This is a genomic window from Pseudactinotalea sp. HY158 (assembly GCF_009660225.1).
Lineage (GTDB): Bacteria > Actinomycetota > Actinomycetes > Actinomycetales > Beutenbergiaceae > HY158.
Map to the genome: position 1 here is coordinate 519,895 of NZ_CP045920.1, position 17,312 is coordinate 537,206.

Sequence of the window (17,312 nt, forward strand, 5' to 3'; positions counted from 1 at the left end):
GTTTTGAGTGACCTCAAGGGCGATCTAGTAGCACAGGAGGTAGGTCCCTTGGATCTGGACTGGACATCGAACGCGGGCGAGCGAATGCGCGACTTCCGCGGCTATGGTCCGAACCCGCCCGAGTTCCGGTGGCCCGACGGGGCTCGCCTGGCGATCAACTTCGCGGTGAATTTCGAGGAGGGAACCGAGCGAAATCCCCTCGTCGGGGATGCTCACCGTGACTCGCGAGGCTGGCTCAAGAGTTCGTTGCCGCCGGGTGAAAGAGACCTAATGCAGGAGTCCGAGTACGAGTACGGTACGCGTACGGGAATCTGGCGGCTCGTGCGCATGTTCGAGAAGTACGAGGTGCCCTTCAGTGTCTTCGTCTCATCTCAGGCGCTCCCGGTGAGCCCGGAGCTGACCGACTACCTCGCACAGGCAGATTGCGACTTCGTCTCCCACGGCGTGCGCTCGATCTCCGCACCGCGCGCCTCGGAAGCGGAGCAGCGTAGGAGCATCCGAGACTCCGTTGACGAGGTCTACCGGCTCACGGGCAAGAGGATCCTCGGGGCCTTCCCGCGGCCCCCGATCCGTGAGGAGGCGCGGCGCATCATGGCTGAGGAAGGCCTCCTCTACGACTCGGCCACCACCAACGACGATGTGCCCTACTATGCCGACGTGGCCGGCCGCCCGATGCTCGTGGTTCCCTACGCCATCGATACGAATGATGCGCGCTTCTGGGGTGGGCAGACCGGCCCGGGCTTCACGGGTAGCTCCGACTTCTTCGACTATCTTCGTTCCGCGTTCGACATCTTGTATGACGAAGCGGATACGAGTGCGCGAATGATGTCCGTCGGCTTGCACGCGCGAATTATGCGCCCGGGTCGTGTCGCGTCCCTGCGACGCTTCCTGGAATACGTTCGGCAATTCCCCGAAGTTGCCATCATGAAGCGAAACGACATCGCGACTTCCTTCGCTGAGAAGTTCGCACCCGAGAACGCCTGGAACTGGCCTTCACATTGACGTGAATGCCTCATCACAAGGAGAAACCATGACAAGGAAGTCAAAATTCAAGCAAAACGTGCTCGTCGGCACGATCATACTGTCGGCAACGGCTCTTGCGGCCTGCGGTAGTAGCGGCGGCGACAGTACGAACGCCGACGGGAAGCTCGAGCTCGTCGTTGCGAACTCGCAGTGGCTCGATGCGCTCCGCGGAGAGAACCTCTGGGGCGCAGTCAAGGCGTACGACGACGCACAGTCCGAGGTCGTCCTGGTTCAGCAGGCGATCCCGTCCGAGAGTATCGATACGAAGATTGCGACAGAACTCGGTGCGGGCCAAGGGCCGGATATCATGATCATTCAGGACAAGCTGTTCATGACGGTGAGGGATGCTCTCCTGCCTATCGACGACGTCGTCGCCGAGGCAGAGAACCTCAACGAGACGAACGACGCAGCAATCGTCGACGGCGAGTATCGCGGTGTGGCCTGGCAACGCGCTGCTTATGCCTTGATCTACAACGAACTCCTGCTCGAGGAGGCTGGGGTCGAGCCGCCGACGAACGTCGACGAACTGATCGAGGCTGGCCAGGCGGTTCAGGAGGCGACCGGCACGATCGGATTCGCCAGCCGCCACAGCGTCAACGAGATCACCAACTGGTACTTCGACTTCCAGAACTGGCTGCAAGGCTATGGCGGCGGGATCGCCCCAGACGGGACATTCGCTATCGACTCGCCCGAGAACGTCGCGGCCGTCGAGGCCTTCAAGCAGGTCTACGACGCGGACATCATCCCCAAGGGCGACGACTTCCCGACGCAGCGCACGCGGATGAAGGAGGGTGGTATAGCGATGTCGATCGACAACAGCGGTGGCACGCTCAACATTGCTTCGGGCGCATCTGAGGACTTGCTGCGGATCGGCGCGGCCCCGCTCCCGTTCGACCATCCGGGCGCGCACCAGCAGTTGTTCGTCGCGATCAATAAGAACATCTCCCCCGAGAAGCAGGAGGCGGCGAAAGACTTCATCCGCTGGTTCATTGGCCCCGAGGCCCAGGACCTGATGCGATCGGTCAGCGGACCGGACCGATTGGCGACCGACGTGCCCATTCCCGACGACGTTCTGACGGAGAGCCCCTGGATGGCTGCGTTCGAGCAGGCGGCTGTCGCCTCGAACAGCACGCTGGTCTCCGGGCATGAGGGTGACACGGCCCAGGTCGCGCGAATCGTTATGGAGGCTGTTGAACAGGTACTGACCGGCGATGCGGATGCGGCCACGGTGCTCGCGGATGCGCAGCAGCAGACCGAGGCTGCGTTCGCGGACGACTGAGCGACCTCGAGATGCACTACGACGCAGATGTCGAAAGGAGGTTGAAGCCCTCATGATCACGCACAAGCGCAGGTTCAGCAGTAGGTTCCGCACGCAGGCGATGCCCTACCTTCTCCTGCTCGTGCCGGTGCTCTACCTGAGCGTCGTCCTGTTCTGGCCTCTTGGTAAGGAGGTCTGGATGAGCTTCACGGACACGAGGCTCATGTCGCCGAACGACGGCAACTTCATCGGGCTGGAGAACTACCGCGCCCTGCTGACGTCGGGGGAGTTGCCCTATTCGATCTGGGTGACGTTGGCCTACACGGCCGCCACGGTCGTCTGCTCGACCGCGCTGGGTGTCTGTGCCGCCCTGCTCCTCAATCGGCCCTTCGTGGGGCAGACACTTTCCCGGTCGGTCCTGCTCTTCGGGTACGCGGTTCCGAGCGTGGCGGCGGTACTGGGCTGGTACTGGATCTACAACGAACGCTCGGGAATCCTGAACAGGGTTTCCGAGGCGCTCGGGTTCGGTCCTCAAGCGTGGCTCACCTCGTCGGAGTGGGCCCTGATCTCGATCACCGTCGTCACCGTTTGGCAGGTGACGCCGCTCGTGATGCTGGTCGTGCTCGCGGCCTTGCAATCGGTGCCGGAGGAGGTGCGGGAGGCGAGTCGGATCGACGGTGCGGACCCACTCAACGTGTTCCGCAACGTCACCTTCCCGCATATCAGACCGTCGGTGGAACTCGTTGCCCTCCTAGTTATGGTGTGGACGATTCGACGATTTGAACTCGTGTACCTGTTGACTGGCGGCGGTCCGAATAACCGCACCAGCACGATCGTCGTCAGCTTGCAGCAGATGGCGTTCGAAAACCAGTCGCTCGGCAAGGCGGCCGTATTCGGCGTGATAGGTCTCGTGCTTGCTCTTTTGCTCGCCGGTGTGGGCGTCGTGCTACGTCGCATTCTTGGAGGGAACAGACATGCGTGAGAGGTCGAAATCGCTGCGCCGCATCATCTTCTACGTTGTCGTCGCGGCGTTCGTGATCATCGCCGGCTTTCCGGTCTATTGGATGCTCACCACGGCATTCGGGGCGCAGTCGGACCTATATTCTGGAAACCAGACGCCGTACCCGCAGCTCGGAAACATCGGATTGCTACTTGAGAGCCTGGCGGACCTGCCATTGGCGCGCTGGATGTCGAACTCGTTCCTGATCGCCGGCGGCACAACGATCGTGAGTCTGTGCCTGGGTACGCTCGCCGGGTACGCACTCAGCCGGTTCCGTTTCGTGGGCCGCGGTCTCGTGAGCGGGGCGATGCTCGTCACGCAGGTATTGCCGGAAGCGCTCATCCTCATTCCCCTCTATGGAATCTTCGTCACGCTTGGGTTGCTCAACAGTCTCTGGGGTCTGGTCATCGCCAACGCGGGCTTTGCTCTGCCTGTGGCGGCGTTCATCATCATGAGCGCGGTCGACGGTGTCCCTGTCGAGCTGGAGGAGGCCGCCCGGATCGACAACTGTCCGCGATTGAGTATCCTCACCTCGATCATCGTTCCGGTCATCAGCCCGAGCATCGCAGCAGCGGCCGTCATCACATTCTTCTCTGCGTGGAACGAGTACCTGCTCGCGGCGACCTTCCTGCTCGACCAGGAGCGCTGGCCGGCGAGTGTTGGACTGGCGTCGTTCATCGGGCAGTACGAGACGCCGCTCGCCGGTGTGATGGGCGCGGCACTGCTGTTCTGTATTCCAGCGATCGTCTTCTTCCTAATTGTTCAACGACGAATTGTCGCCGGGTTGACCACCGGCGCCGTGAAGGGATAATTTCATGGCTTCCATAGCATTTCGTGATGTCGCCAAGTCGTATGGCAGCACGCAGATCATCGACGAGTTCAGCGCAACGGTCGAGGACGGTGAGTTCCTCATCCTGCTCGGTCCCTCCGGCTGCGGCAAGTCCACCCTGCTTCGTATGATCGCCGGTCTGACGGAAATCTCGAGCGGAGAGGTGTTGTTCGGCGAGAACCGGGTCAACGACCTCGAGCCGGGTGAGCGCGGCGTCGCATTCGTGTTCCAGAGCTATGCTCTATACCCGCACATGAGCGTGATGGAGAACATCGCGTTCCCGCTTCTTATGGCCAACTTCCGCAAGGTGTATCACGTGCCCATTCTCAATGGCATCATACGCCGGCGAATGATGCGCCGACCGGATATAGCAGCCAAGGTCGATGAGATCGGCCGCACGCTCGAGCTCACTCCGCTCATGAAGCGCAAGCCCGCCCAACTCTCCGGCGGGCAACGCCAGCGAGTTGCGCTTGCACGTGCGCTGGTGCGTGAGCCCGCGATCTATCTGCTCGATGAGCCACTGTCGAACCTCGACGCGAAGCTCCGCGGCCAGATGCGGACCGAGATCGCCGCGCTTCACCGACGCGTCCGTAAGACCTTCGTGTACGTCACTCATGATCAGGTCGAGGCGATGACGATGGGCACCCGCCTCATCGTGATGAATGATGGGGCCATCCAGCAGATCGGCAGCCCCGAGGACGTCTACAGCGACCCTGCAAACGTCTTCACGGCGCGCTTTGTGGGCTCGCCGCCGATGAACCTCACTCCCGTCGACGTCGCCGGGGACCGCGGTACGGGCTTCGAGGACGTGTTCCCCGGTGGCCCGGGCCTTCCAGCGGGGTCGTATTACCTGGGTGTCCGTCCCGAGAACGTGCGCCTCGTACCTGCGGACCGCCCGGGAATCGGCGCCCAGATCTCGACAGTCGAGCGCCTCGGCAACGAGACCCTCGTCGGCTGCGTACTTGAGACGAGCAGCGGCGAGGGAATCACGGATGACGTCCAGAACATCGACCAGTGGTATGTCCGTCTGCCTGGCAGTCAGCACTTCGAGATCGGGGAACGCCGTTGCCTGGATTTCGACGCCGGGGCAGCCCATTGGTTCGACCGCGCGACGGGCGAGCGCGTGCCGCGTATTCGTCAGGCCTGCGTGGCCGGCCGGTAAAGAGCAAGAACGATCGGAGAGAGAGCATGCAGACATATCGAGTGAGCGCCACGGGGCACAGCCTCAACTACCTGCCCGAGTACATCGGCTCAGCGCTTGGATACTTTGCCGATGAGGGAATCCTCATCGAGAGCACGGTTCCTTCGCCCTGGGACCGGGTCCTGGACGACCTCGAGTCCGGCACGGCCCACGCCGCCCTGGGAGGGATCTGGGTGCCCTCGATGTACCGGGGCCACGGCCGGGAGCTGGCACCCTTCGCCCAGGCGTCCGCGCGCGCGCCGCTGGCGTTGATCGGGCGTGAGCAGGCGACCGACTTCTCGTGGGAGCGGGTCGCCGGACGACACTTCCTGGCCCCCGGGGGCAACGGTGCCAGCGTCGCCCTCTACCTGGAGATGGTGCTGGAGGAGAAGGGCCTCGATCGGTGGGACATCCGGATGACCCAGAACCTGTCCGGCTCCATGCTCATCGACCTGTTCGTCGGTGGCATGGGTGACTACCTGATCGTCGACGAGTTGAGCGCACGCCATCTCCAGGCCACTCACGCCGACCTATGGGTGGTCGAGTCCTTCGGCCGTGACGGTGGGCGGATTCCGTGGAGCATCTACTACGGAGCCGAGTCCCGACGTGAGGAGCTGCAGCCGCTCCACCGGGCGTTCGCGAGCGGACTGGAACGGAGCCGTGTCTGGCTGAATCAGGCGCCGATCGAGGAGATTCGGCGCATCGTCGGCCTCGAGTTCGCCGGGCGTGATCCGGAGATCCTCGTGGGACTCGTCGACGACTTTCGCCAGTGGAACATGTGGGATTCGATCACGATCGACCGGCCGGGTTTCGATCGTTGGCAGGCTGGGCTCGTCACGGGCGGGCTGCTTCCAAAGGCGGTCGACTACGGCACCCTCGTGGACCGCTCACTCACCGAGGAGGGAGCTGTGCGACCTTGATCTACGGCGGCATCGCGGACGGCGCGGCGAGTAGGTGGTCAGCCTGACGAGACGCGCCACCGTGGCGATCGACCGTGCGGAGCGCCCGCTGTTCGGAGCGGTGCTTCTAGGCGCGTTCTTTGGCGTGATCGGCCAGAACACCGTGGGCATGATCGGCCCGTTCCTGTCCGCCGAGTTCAGCATCGACGCGACGATCCTCGGCACCCTCAACGCATTCACATTCGCCTCGATGGCCCTCGGAAGCATCATTCTGGGGTGGGTTGCAGGCAGGGCCGGGCTGCGGCAGTCTCTGCGGTGGGGCGTCGGCTTCATCGTGGTGGGGAGCCTCATCGGCGCGGCCGGCGACGGGATGACAGCGTTCGCCCTGAGTCGTATCGTGACCGGTATCGGCCTGGGTGGCCTGAGCACCAACAGCGTGGCCACCCTCACTGCCCTCGTGTCGGCCACGGCGCGGGGCTCCGCGGTGTCGCTGCTCAACGTCGCCGCCGGTGGTCTCGGGAACGTCGCGGCGTTCCTGTTCGGCCTCGGGATCGTCGGCGTCTTCGCCGCTCCCGAGCAGGCAGGCGGCCACGGTTGGCGCGTCATCCTGATCGCGATCGCCGTACTCGGCGTCATCGTCTGGCTGACCTATCGGGCCATTCCCGATGTGACGAAGGGGGCCGCTCCGGCAGGCGCGCCAGCGCAGGCTTCGGCGGACTCCGGTGCGCTCCGCCCGCCGCTCGTGCGCGCCGCTGCCTCGTACTTCGTTACGGCCGGTTGCACGCTCACAGTGCTCACCTTCCTGCCGACACTGCTGGCATCATCGGGGGGAGTGTCCTCCAGTGAGTCGTTGCTGCTCGCAGCGATCGTCCAGGTTGGCGGCCTGGTGGGTGCCTGTTTCAGCCTGCTCTTCGCGGCCAACGGCGGCGTCAAGCGCTACGTCATCGGCGCCGGTACGCTGTGTGTAGGTGTGTGTCTGGCCATCGTGCTCCAAGGCCACCACATCGCCGTGCTGATGACTAGCGCCCTGCTGTTCCAGCTTGCCGGTGTGTTTGCGGTAACGCTCTACTGGCGCTGGTTCCCGATGCTGTTCTCGAGTAGTGAGCGCCCGCGGGGAATGGGCATCATCATCGGCTCGGGATCGCTGGGCGCCGTTGGATTGACGTGGGCGGGAGGAGTGCTGCTCGACCGTGGCGGACCGGCCCTGCTGTTCGGTGGCATAGGTTGCGCCTATCTGATCCTTCTTGTCTGTGTGTCGTTCGTCCCCGAGCGACCGAGCTTCGATCGGCATTAGGGCGTGCGGTCGGTGGCCGTGTGGTCACCCGGTAGTGGTCAGTCGGCGCCGAGGGTGGCGCGTTCGCGGCGCAGGTTCTCCGTGGCGCGCTGCGTCCAGTGCTCTCGCGCCCAATCGGTCCGAAACAGCGGATCGGCCCCGAGGAGGTGATCGAGCACGGCCGCGCGGCCGGCGCGCCACGCCTGTTCCCCGACGTGGGCGTAGTCGGCCCGGACGGCGGCGACATAGCGCGCATAGCCGGCGGCGGGCTCGGCGAGCACCCCGAGGTCCGCGTCGATCAGTAGGGCGGCGTCGCCCCGCAGCTCCGCCTCGAGGCCGGCGGGGATCCTGTGGTCCGTCGTGCACAGCACGAGGTCGGCGACCTGCCGGGCGAGCCGTCCGGCCGGCACATTCTCGGCGAGCATTTGCCGGGCCAGCTCTGCCGAGCGGGCCTCGTCCTGGCCGGGGACGCCGTCGTACACGGCATCGTGGAACCAGGCGGCCAGGCGCACCCGCCGGCTCGGCGCAGGGGCGCGCTCTCCGGCCGCCTGCAGTCCCGGGGTGCCGCGCCGGGTGAGATCGTCGAGCCGGCGCAGCACCGCGAGCAGGTGCGCCGGGCCGTGGTAGTGCCGGTGTTCCTCGTTCCAGCGGCCGAGCAGGTGCTCGCCGAGGTCGGGCCGGTCCGTCCACAGGTCGAGCCAGCGTCGTTCGAGCGCCGGGAGCGCGCCGCCGGCCCGGGCATGAGCCGGTACGCGCAGCCCGCTGGCACGCAGCGCGCGGATCAGCTCGCGCCCGTCGACCGCCCGTGCGCCGAGCTCGATGAGCTCACGGTAGCGGGCCGAGGGAACGTCGTAGTGATCCTCGTCGAACGCCCGTCCCGGCACCCCGGCCCGCCGCGCGAACTCGTGCAGCTCGGTCAGCGAGGAATCCGAGACCAGGTGCGAGAACGATGTGCCGTGCGCCGGCCACATGGGTGGGTCGATGAGGATCGCCATGGGCCTCACAGTACGGCGCGTTCTGCCCGGCCACTGCGCCGCGATGGACGATCCGCACGGGTCGGCACGGGTGGGCACGGGTCGGCAAGGGCGGGCACGGGCGAGGCGGCCGGGCACAGGCGGGCACAGGCGGGCGCAGGCGTTAGTGCAGGAACATCCGCGTGTTCGCCGATTCGGCGTCGTCGTACTGCCGCGCCGAGACGTCGAGCGACGCCGAGAGCGCGTCGAGGGACGATTCGACCTGCTGTTGCGTCAGGCGCCACTGCTGGATCGCCTCCCGGAAGGCGAGTGACGCGGATCCCTGCCAACTCGCCTCGAGGCTGAGCAGCAATTGCATCATCGTGGCGACCTCCGCTCGGATCGTGCCGCCGTGATGCCGGGCAGCCAGGGCACCCCGGGCGACCTCGGCGCTGTCTACTTCGAAACGGGCCATCATTCCTCCTTCGGTTGCCGGGAACGATAGGAGGGACGAGCACCCGCGTGGTGACCAGGGCCTCTCGGCTGTGGACGGACCCGCAGCCCGGAGGCCACGTGTGGACGGGCCCTCATCGCGGCGACCGGACGGGCCCCTGCGACGCATCCGGGACGACCGAGCGAGCCTCCGGCGCGCATCGCCGAAGTCGAGCAGGGCCGGAGCGTTGAAATCTCCTGATATTCCGGCGGTTTGGCCCTGGTCGCCGGGGAGAGTGGCGGGCAGGCCCTGGTCGCTGGGGAGAGTGGCGGTTTGGCCCTGGTCGCCGGGAAGAGTGGCGGGCAGGCCCTGGTCGCCGGGAAGAGTGGCGGGCAGGCCCTGGTCGCCGGGAAGAGTGGCGGGCAGGCCCTGGTCGCCGGGGAGAGTGATGGGCAGGCCCTGGTCGCCAGGGTGAGTGGCGGGCAGGCCCTGGTCGCCGGCGTGAGTGACGGTTGGGCCCTGGTCGCCGGAGAACCATGGGGCCGGGGCGCGGGTGGGGGTCAGTCCCGCGGAGGCCGGGTCATCGTGCTGCCCTCGTCGGGGGAGTCCGCGGTCGAGGGCGCCCCGCCCCGCTCGGGAGGGGCGGCCGCGTCCGCGGATCCGGACGGCCCGCGCGCCTCGGCGGACCGCGGCAGGGCGTCGATCCGGCGCAGCTTCGGGCCGAGCGGGCGGCCCTTGGGATAGTCCTTGACCAGGGGCCGGAGCTCCTCGGTGGGGCTCGCGGGCGAGGAGACGGACCCGACCGAGCGGGTGTCCGCGCGATCGCGGGGCGTCGCCGGTGAGCCCGGCGAGCCCGGTGAACCCGGTGAACCCGGTGAGCCCGAGGGGCCCTGTGAACCGTGCGATCCCTGCGATCCCGAGGGGACCGGTGAGCCCTGCGATCCCGAGGGGCCCTGTGAACCGTGCGATCCCTGCGATCCCGAGGGGACCCGCGAGCCGGTTGAATCGGTTGAGCCCTGTGCTCCCTGCGAGCCCTGTGATCCGGGAATCCGCGGGATCGAGCCGCTGGGCAGCGGGGCGAACGTGCCCGCGGGCCGGTCCGGGTCGCTCCGGCCGGCCCCGGGGCCGGCCCCGGCGAAGAAGGAGCGCTCCGCGTGGGCACCCATCTCCCGGGCCGGTGGCTCCGCCGTGGGCGCCGGTGCGCCGGAGAGCTTCGCGAGTTGGGCCGACACGCGGGCACGCTCGGCCGTGAGGTTCTCCCGTGCCCGCTCCTCCCACGCCTGACCCAGCGGCGACGTGAACAGCTTCGCCCGGCCGAGCAGCTTCTCGATGATCGCGATCCGGGCGCGGAAATAGTCCAGATCCGGCACCTCGGAGTACTCCTCGCGCACCTCCCTGCGGTAGGTCGCGTACTTCTGCGGCTCGACCGCGAGGCCGCCGAGATTCGCATCGCACAGCGCCATCGCGTCGAGGTCGCCGTCGGGAACGTGGTGCCGCGCGAGGGCATGGATGAGCTCGACCACCCGCGCGATGCTCTCCTCGGGCACGCCGAGCCCGGTCAGCTCCGAGCGCGCCAGCTGCGAGGAGGCGATCTCGTCGATTCCCCCGCGCCTGCTGTAGACGTGGCTGTCGTCCATCCGGAAGACCGCGCCGTGGTACCAGGCCGCGACCCGCACGAGGTCGGGGCCGTGGGTCTCGGCGGCGAGTTCGTCCACGCGCGCGAGCACGGACACGAGCCGGCGCAGATTGTGATGCTTGCGATCCGGATCGCTCCAGCGCTCGATGAGCCGGCGGCCGGCGGCCTCGATCCGTTCGTCCTCGGCGCTCGCCCCGATGACCGCGAGACTGCGCCTCCACGCTGGTAACAACCACGCCGACGCGTTCATCGCGCCCATACCGTTCACATTCCCTGCTGGCAGACATTGGTGGAAGTCGGCGGTCGAGCCGGCTGAGGTGGTTCCAGCCACAGTCTATGGCGCCGGCACCGCCGATTCGAGGGTTCAGCGTACCCTGGGCGCATGGCTCCCCAGGACCGCATCCGGCCCGTTGTGATCACGGTCTCGACCCGCTGCGCGCACGGCCGGGCGACCGATCGTTCCGGGCCCCGGCTGGTCGAATGCCTCGCCGGCGCGGGCTATCCCGATGCCGACCTCGTGGTCGTCCCCGACGGCGTCGAACCCGTCCGGGCGGCGCTCGGCGCGGCCCTGGGCGGCGGCTCCCGGCTCGTGATCACCACCGGCGGCACGGGCATCACCGCGAGCGACCTCACCCCGGAGGCCACCGAGCCCCTCCTGCACGCCCACCTGCCCGGGATACCCGAGGCGATCCGGCGCGACGCCGCTGCCAGGGCCCCGCACGCCGTCCTCACGCGCGGACTCGCCGGAACCCACGGCGACGCGTTCGTGCTCAACCTGCCCGGCTCGCCCGCCGCGGTCACCGACGCGATGGCCACGGTCGGCCCGCTGCTGCCCCATATCCTCGATCAGCTCCGCGGGGGCACCCATGACTGACTCCCTCGTCCGGCTGAGCAACGAGCCTTTGGACGTCGCAGCTCACCTCGATCACGCGGGTGCGGACTGGGTGGGGGGCGTGGCCTCGTTCATCGGCACCGTGCGCAACCACAGCCCCGACGTCGACGGGGAGGTGGTCCAGCTCGACTACTCGGCGCACCCGAGCGCCGAGCGGGTGCTCGCGGAGATCGTGGCCGAGGTGACGGACGCCCACCCGGGGGTGCGGCTCGCGGTGAGCCACCGGATCGGCACCCTGTACATCGGGGATCTCGCGATCGTCGTGGCCGCGGGAAGCAGCCACCGGGCCGAGGCGTTTGCGGCCTGCCGGGAAGCGGTGGAGACTGTCAAGAAGAAGTTGCCGGTCTGGAAGCGGCAAGTGCTCACCGATGGAAGCTACGTATGGGTGGGATCAGCATGAGCGTGAACGTGTCACCGGAACTGCGCGGGCCGCTGGCCGATCGGTTCGGACGGGTCCATCGGGACCTGCGCATCTCCCTGACCGACGTGTGCAACCTGCGCTGCACCTACTGCATGCCGGCCGAGGGCGTGCCCTGGCTGGCGCGGGCGAACATCCTCACGACCGACGAACTGGTGCGCACGGCCGAGATCGCCGCGGCGCTCGGGATCGTCGAGGTGCGCCTGACCGGCGGCGAGCCGCTGCTGCGCCCGGACGTGGTCGACGTCGTGGGGCGCATGGCGGCGATCGAGGGCGAGGACGGTCCGCTCGAGGTCTCGATGACCACGAACGCGCTGCGGCTGACCAAGCTCGCGCCGGCGCTGCGTGAGGCCGGCCTCGCGCGCGTGAACATCAGTCTCGACACGCTCCATCCCGAACGGTTCCAGCAGCTCACCCGCCGCGACCGGTTCGACGACACGCTTGCCGGCATCGAGGCGGCCGTCGCGGCCGGATTCGCCCCGCTCAAGTTCAACGCCGTGGCGATGCGCGGGGTGAACGAGGACGAGTTGGTCGATCTCGTGCGGTTCGCGCTCTCGAAGGGCGGGCAGATGCGCTTCATCGAACAGATGCCGCTCGACGCCGGCCACATCTGGTCGCGGGAGACCATGGTCACCGGCGAGGAGATCCTCGCCCAGCTCGAGACCGCCTTCACCCTCACCGAGGCGCCCGGGCGCGGGGCCGCGCCCGCCGAGAAGTTCCTTGTGGACGGCGGACCGGGCACCGTGGGCGTCATCCGTTCCGTCACGCGGCCGTTCTGCGGCACGTGCGACCGGGTGCGGCTGACCGCCGACGGCCAGCTGCGCAACTGCCTGTTCGCCCGCACCGAATCCGATCTGCTCGGCGTGATCCGCGGCGGCGGCGACGACGACGACATCGCCCGGCTCATGCACACGTGCATCGCGGGCAAGCTGCCCGGCCACGGGATCGACGATCCGGGCTTCCTGCAGCCGGACCGGCCCATGTCGGCCATCGGCGGCTGACCCCGCGGCGACGGGCCCGCCGCGAGCGGAGCCGGCGCACGAACGACGCCGACCAAGGCGTCCGGCGAACCGCTCCGAGCGCGCCGGGAACGATGGTCCCGGACGGTCGACACTGGTCTAGCATCCTGCGTGTGAGCGACGACCGCGGCACCGCCCCGCGCCTGGCGGGTGAACGCCGGGAGGCGATCGCCGCGCTCGCCCGCATGCACGGCGTCGTCCGGGTGAGCGAGCTCGCCGACCGCTACGGGGTCTCGCACGTGACGATCCGCCGGGACATCTCCGCGCTCGTCGACCGCGGCGCACTCACACGGATCCACGGCGGGGCCCGGTCGACGGCGGGGATGGTCCGCGCGGCGGCCGGCGACGATCAGGTGCGCATCGGGGTGATCCTGCCCGCGTCCCGGTACTACTTCCGGGAACTGCTCGAGGGAATCCGGGAGGGGGCCGCCCGCGCCGGGATCGCGGTCGTCCTCGCGATCAGCGAATACGACGACGGCGAGGAGCGGCGCCTGTTCGAGCGGATGCTCCGCGCGAAGGTCGCCGGTGTGCTGCTCGCGACCGCGGCGGCCGAGCCCGAGACGGGCTGGCTCGACTCCTCGCCCGTGCCCGTCGTCCTGGTCGAGCGGGCGGGGCCCGACTTCGACCATGCCCGCTCGGATCACGAGGACGGCGCCCGGATCGCGGTCGCGCACCTGGTCGCGCGCGGGCATGAACGCATCATGCTCGCCGCGTGCTCCACCACGCCGACCGCGGCCCGGCTCCTGGCCGGATACCGGGCCGAACTCGCCGCCGCCGGGCGGGACCTCCTCGAGCCCTTCGACCTGCCCGGCGAGGACGCCTCCCCGACCGGCCGCCGGGCCCGCCTGCACGACCTGCTGCGCGCGTGCGCGCAGCAGCGGGCGAGCGCCCTCATCCTGCACCCCGAGGGGTTCGCCCTCCCGCTGCTCGAGGCCGCCGAGGACCGGGCGGTCGCCGTTCCCGCAGACCTGGCCCTCGTGACCTATGACGACGAGCTTGCGGAGTTCGCCTCGATCCCGCTCACGGCCGTTCAGCCGCCGAAGCGCGACGTCGGCTCCATCGCCGTCGACGTGCTCGTGCGGCGCCTCACGCGCCCCGGCGTCGCGCGCCAGCGGGTCACCCTGCTCCCGCGGCTCGTCGTGCGGGAGTCGAGCTGACCCGGCATGAACGGTTGTGTGCGGTTGTGCCCGATCGGTGGACCCCCGCCGGACGCTGACGCACAATCGGGATGGTCGCCGTGCGCGCAGCGCCGTGCCGATCTCAGCAACCACTCGATGTCATCGGAGACCGTGTCATGAGCCTGAGTCCCAGCCGCCGATCGTTCCTGCTCGGCGCCTCCGCCGCCCTGGCGGTCTTCGCCACCGGCGGCGTCCAACTGCCCGCGCTGGCCGCCACCACGTACGAGGACGCCCTCACCCGCCGCCGCACCTTCCTCACCGGCGGCACCGTCGCGGCCGACCACCCGGGCCTCGCCGCCAAGCGCGCCCGCATCGACGCGCGCACGAAGGACCTGGTCGACACCTTCAACCGCACGCCGGGCCGCACGCACCTGTGGCCGGGCCTGAGGGTCGGTGCCGCCTCGAACACGACCGAGGTCGCGAACATGGGGGTGACCGCGAACCAGATCACCGAGCTCGCGATCGCCTGGGCCTCACCCGGCAGCACCTACTACCGCGACGCCTCCCTCCTCCAGGACATCCACGGCGCGTGTGCGTTCCTCTCCGGCCAGTACCGGGCGGACCGCGGCCGGCCCGGAAACTGGTGGTTCTGGGAGATCGGCCTCCCCCGGCAACTCGCCGACACCCTCACGCTCCTCGGCGACCAGCAGCCCGAGAAGGCCCCGAGCCTGCTCGCCGCCGCCGACTTCTTCGCCCCGAACCCGAACCGGCGCACCGGCTCCTCCCTCAAGGAGACCGGCGCGAACCGGGTCGACAAGGCCCTCGCCTGCATCGTCCGGGGGCTCCTGCGCGAGGACGAGGATCAGATCGCGCTCGGCCGCGACGCCCTCTCCGACACCGAGGGGGAGGGGCGCAACAGCCTCTTCGGCCGCGTCACCTCCGGCGACGGGTTCTACTCGGACGGCTCGTTCATCCAGCACTCGGCCCTGCCCTATTCCGGCACCTACGGCGGCGTGGCGATCAGCGGCGTCGCCGCCGTCATGGCGATGCTCGCGGGCAGCCCCTGGCAGGTGACCGACCCCGACCTGTCGAACCTGCTCGCAGCCGTGGAACTCACCTTCGCGCCCTTCCAATGGGACGTGCGCACGATGGACACCACCCGCGGCCGCGCCGTCTCGCGCGAGGCCTCCCGCGACTACGACTCCGGCTTCGCGATCGCCTCGGCCGTCATCGTGCTCGCCGAGTCCGCGCCCGCGGACCAGCGGGAGTCCTTCCGGGCCCTCGTCAAGGGCTGGCTCGAGCGCACGACCGACCAGTCGGTCGCGGACAACGGCCAGAGCCTGGCCGCCTCGGCCCGCAGCCTCGAGGTCGTCGGCGACGAGTCGCTCGCCGCGCGCCCGCCCCGAATCGGCATCACGAACACCTACAACCAGGAACGGATCGTCCAGCACCGGGGCGAGTGGGCCGCCGTCGTCAATACGTCCTCGAGACGGATCGGCCGCTACGAATGGGGCAACCGGGAGAACAACCACGGCTGGTACCAGGGCGACGGCATGCTGTTCCTCTATCACACGGGCGACCCGGCGCAGTACTCCGCGGACTTCTGGCCGACCGTCGACCCGTACGCACTCCCCGGCATCACGGTCAACGGCGAGCAGCGCGCCTCGGGGGAGGGCGACGGCACCGGGATCCCGCGGGCGCAGAACGAGTACGCGGGCGGCCTGACCGTCGGCGATGCCATCGGCACCACGGCGATGGACCTGACGAACGCCACCGGCACGCTCCGGGCCAACAAGTCCTGGTTCCACCTGACCGACTCGATCGTGTGCATCGGCTCCAAGATCTCCGACACGTCGGGGACCGGCGTGCGCACGATCGTGGAGAACCGCGGCTTCGCCACCGGTGCCCTTCCCGCCGTGTCGGCGGACGGTGCCCCGCTCACGCTGACCGACGACCTCGCCCCCGCGCGCGTCGTCCACGTCGACGGGCACGCCGGCATCCTCGCGCTCGCCGCGCCGGGCCGCGCCGAGCAGCGGTTCGGGGTGCGCTCCCAGCAGCGGACGGGCACGTGGGAGGCGATCAACAGCGGCGGCGACACCGGCGGCAGCAGCGAGGCGGTCGCGCGTGACTACGTCCGCATCGAGCAGGCGCACGAGTCCGCCGGCGGCTGGTACGCCTATCAGATCCTTCCGCTCGCCGATGCGGCCCGGACGGCCGCCGCGGCCGACGCCCCGCAGGTCGTCGTCGTGCTTGCGGACGACGACGCTCACCTCATCGAGACCGGCGACGGCTCCAGGTTGGGGCACTTCTTCGCCGCGGGCACGTGGGGCGGCTACACCGTGACCGGCGCCTGCGCGATCGGCCTGCGGCGGGCACCCGCCGCGACCGGGGGCACGGCGGTCGCCGGCGCCCACCTCACCGAGATCGTCGTGGCGCAGCCGACCAAGGCCGGGGGAACGGTGAGCGTGACGTTCCCGTTCGACGCCCCCGGAACCGTGGCCGGCGTGGACGAGGCGATCACCGTGGTCGCCACCTCGCCCCTCCAGCTCGAGGTCGACGTGGACGCGCGGCGGGGCCGTGAGCATCGACTCTTCTTCGCGAGCCTGGCCACCCCCGAACCCGTGACGGTCCACCACCGGGACGAGGACGGCGAGGCGGTCGCCCCGGACGTCGTTCTCACCGGGGAGCTCGGCGAGGCCTTCGACGCGGTCCCGGTCGAGGTCGAGGGCTACGAGCTCACCGGCACTCCCGCGAACGCGAGTGGGACGTTCGGTGACGAACCGGTCTCCGTCGTGTTCGTGTACGCCCGGGTCGCCGAGCCGTCCCCGACCGATACCGCGAGTCCCACTCCGACGGACACGGCGAGCCCGACCCCCACGGACACGGCGAGCCCGACTCCGACGGGCACCGCGAGCCCCACTCCGACCGGCACGGGCGGATCCACGCCCACCCCGACCGGGAGCGCTGGGGGGAGCCCGACCGCATCCGGTTCCGGCGGCGGCCGACCCGGTGACGACCGGCCCGGTGGCACGGGTGACTCCGGGCCCGGGCGCCTGCCGAGCACCGGCGCCGGGGTGCTCGGCATCGGCGCGCTCGCAGCGGCCACCGCGGGCGCCGGAGCACTGTTGCGCCGCCGCCAGGTGATGTCGGGCTCCGAGCCGGACGCTCCCGAGCCGGGCTCCGAGGCGTCCGATGGTTCCGCCGACACCACCGCGGCCGAGTAGACGGGCCGCCACCTCGGTCGCGTCCGCAGGGTGGGCGGCCCGGACGTGACCTGAGCGGGTCGAGGCCACCCGCGTCGGCGTCGGCGTCGCCGCCCGATGCCGCCGGCCGAGCCCGATGCCGCAGCCCGAGCCCGATGCCGCCGGCCGAACGGACAAC

The 17,312-nt window shown here is 69.2% G+C and carries 15 protein-coding genes; 12 read left to right on the forward strand and 3 right to left on the reverse strand.

Annotated elements, in window-relative coordinates; all coding sequences use genetic code 11:
• Positions 1-3: 3 nt before the first annotated feature.
• Genes GCE65_RS02240 through GCE65_RS02270 form a run of 7 tightly spaced genes read left to right on the forward strand, consistent with a single transcriptional unit; the run spans position 4 to position 7,483 of the window.
• On the forward strand, positions 4-1,002 hold the full coding sequence (locus GCE65_RS02240) for a polysaccharide deacetylase family protein (protein ID WP_153877220.1): 999 nt from the start codon (positions 4-6) through the stop codon (positions 1,000-1,002).
• A gap of 28 nt (positions 1,003-1,030) precedes the next feature.
• Positions 1,031-2,302 (forward strand): ABC transporter substrate-binding protein, encoded by a 1,272-nt coding sequence (locus GCE65_RS02245; RefSeq protein WP_153877221.1) that lies wholly within the window; start codon positions 1,031-1,033, stop codon positions 2,300-2,302.
• Between the two features lie 52 nt (positions 2,303-2,354).
• The gene (locus GCE65_RS02250; RefSeq protein ID WP_153877222.1) at positions 2,355-3,263 is read left to right on the forward strand and encodes a carbohydrate ABC transporter permease; all 909 of its coding nucleotides are present in this window, start codon (positions 2,355-2,357) and stop codon (positions 3,261-3,263) included.
• Positions 3,256-4,092 carry a carbohydrate ABC transporter permease gene (locus tag GCE65_RS02255; RefSeq protein WP_153877223.1) on the forward strand — a complete coding sequence of 279 codons (837 nt, stop codon included), beginning with the start codon at positions 3,256-3,258 and terminating at the stop codon, positions 4,090-4,092. Before GCE65_RS02250 ends, GCE65_RS02255 begins: the two co-directional genes overlap by 8 nt.
• A 4-nt stretch (positions 4,093-4,096) precedes the next feature.
• On the forward strand, positions 4,097-5,272 hold the full coding sequence (locus tag GCE65_RS02260; RefSeq protein ID WP_153877224.1) for an ABC transporter ATP-binding protein: 1,176 nt from the start codon (positions 4,097-4,099) through the stop codon (positions 5,270-5,272).
• A gap of 26 nt (positions 5,273-5,298) precedes the next feature.
• Positions 5,299-6,210 (forward strand): ABC transporter substrate-binding protein, encoded by a 912-nt coding sequence (locus GCE65_RS02265; protein ID WP_153877225.1) that lies wholly within the window; start codon positions 5,299-5,301, stop codon positions 6,208-6,210.
• Between the two features lie 34 nt (positions 6,211-6,244).
• Positions 6,245-7,483, forward strand: coding sequence for an MFS transporter (locus GCE65_RS02270; protein WP_153877226.1), 1,239 nt, complete (start codon positions 6,245-6,247; stop codon positions 7,481-7,483).
• A 38-nt stretch (positions 7,484-7,521) separates the two neighbouring features.
• Here GCE65_RS02270 and GCE65_RS02275 read toward each other — a convergent pair whose 3' ends face one another.
• The 3 genes from GCE65_RS02275 to GCE65_RS02285 all read right to left on the reverse strand — a co-directional run bounded on the left by GCE65_RS02275 (position 7,522) and on the right by GCE65_RS02285 (position 10,743).
• On the reverse strand, positions 7,522-8,457 hold the full coding sequence (locus GCE65_RS02275) for a DUF4031 domain-containing protein (RefSeq protein WP_153877227.1): 936 nt from the start codon (positions 8,455-8,457) through the stop codon (positions 7,522-7,524).
• A 142-nt stretch (positions 8,458-8,599) separates the two neighbouring features.
• Positions 8,600-8,893 (reverse strand): WXG100 family type VII secretion target, encoded by a 294-nt coding sequence (locus GCE65_RS02280; protein ID WP_228760070.1) that lies wholly within the window; start codon positions 8,891-8,893, stop codon positions 8,600-8,602.
• A 515-nt stretch (positions 8,894-9,408) separates the two neighbouring features.
• A complete protein-coding gene (locus GCE65_RS02285; RefSeq protein ID WP_153877228.1) occupies positions 9,409-10,743 on the reverse strand; it encodes a hypothetical protein in 1,335 nt (444 codons plus the stop codon).
• A gap of 123 nt (positions 10,744-10,866) precedes the next feature.
• Here GCE65_RS02285 and GCE65_RS02290 point away from each other — a divergent pair, with 123 nt between their 5' ends.
• From GCE65_RS02290 to GCE65_RS02310, 5 genes are all read left to right on the forward strand, one after another.
• Complete coding sequence (locus tag GCE65_RS02290) at positions 10,867-11,358, forward strand: MogA/MoaB family molybdenum cofactor biosynthesis protein (RefSeq protein ID WP_152817269.1); 492 nt, start codon at positions 10,867-10,869, stop codon at positions 11,356-11,358.
• A complete protein-coding gene (locus GCE65_RS02295) occupies positions 11,351-11,776 on the forward strand; it encodes a molybdenum cofactor biosynthesis protein MoaE (RefSeq protein ID WP_153877229.1) in 426 nt (141 codons plus the stop codon). The genes GCE65_RS02290 and GCE65_RS02295 overlap by 8 nt, the downstream gene beginning before the upstream one ends.
• The gene (gene moaA, locus GCE65_RS02300) at positions 11,773-12,795 is read left to right on the forward strand and encodes a GTP 3',8-cyclase MoaA (RefSeq protein ID WP_227992837.1); all 1,023 of its coding nucleotides are present in this window, start codon (positions 11,773-11,775) and stop codon (positions 12,793-12,795) included. Before GCE65_RS02295 ends, moaA begins: the two co-directional genes overlap by 4 nt.
• Before the next feature lie 131 nt (positions 12,796-12,926).
• A complete protein-coding gene (locus tag GCE65_RS02305) occupies positions 12,927-13,970 on the forward strand; it encodes a substrate-binding domain-containing protein (RefSeq protein WP_194928784.1) in 1,044 nt (347 codons plus the stop codon).
• 137 nt (positions 13,971-14,107) lie between these two features.
• Entirely contained in the window at positions 14,108-17,155 is a 3,048-nt protein-coding gene (locus GCE65_RS02310) for a polysaccharide lyase family 8 super-sandwich domain-containing protein (protein WP_194928785.1), read from the forward strand.
• The last annotated feature ends 157 nt before the right edge of the window (positions 17,156-17,312 follow it).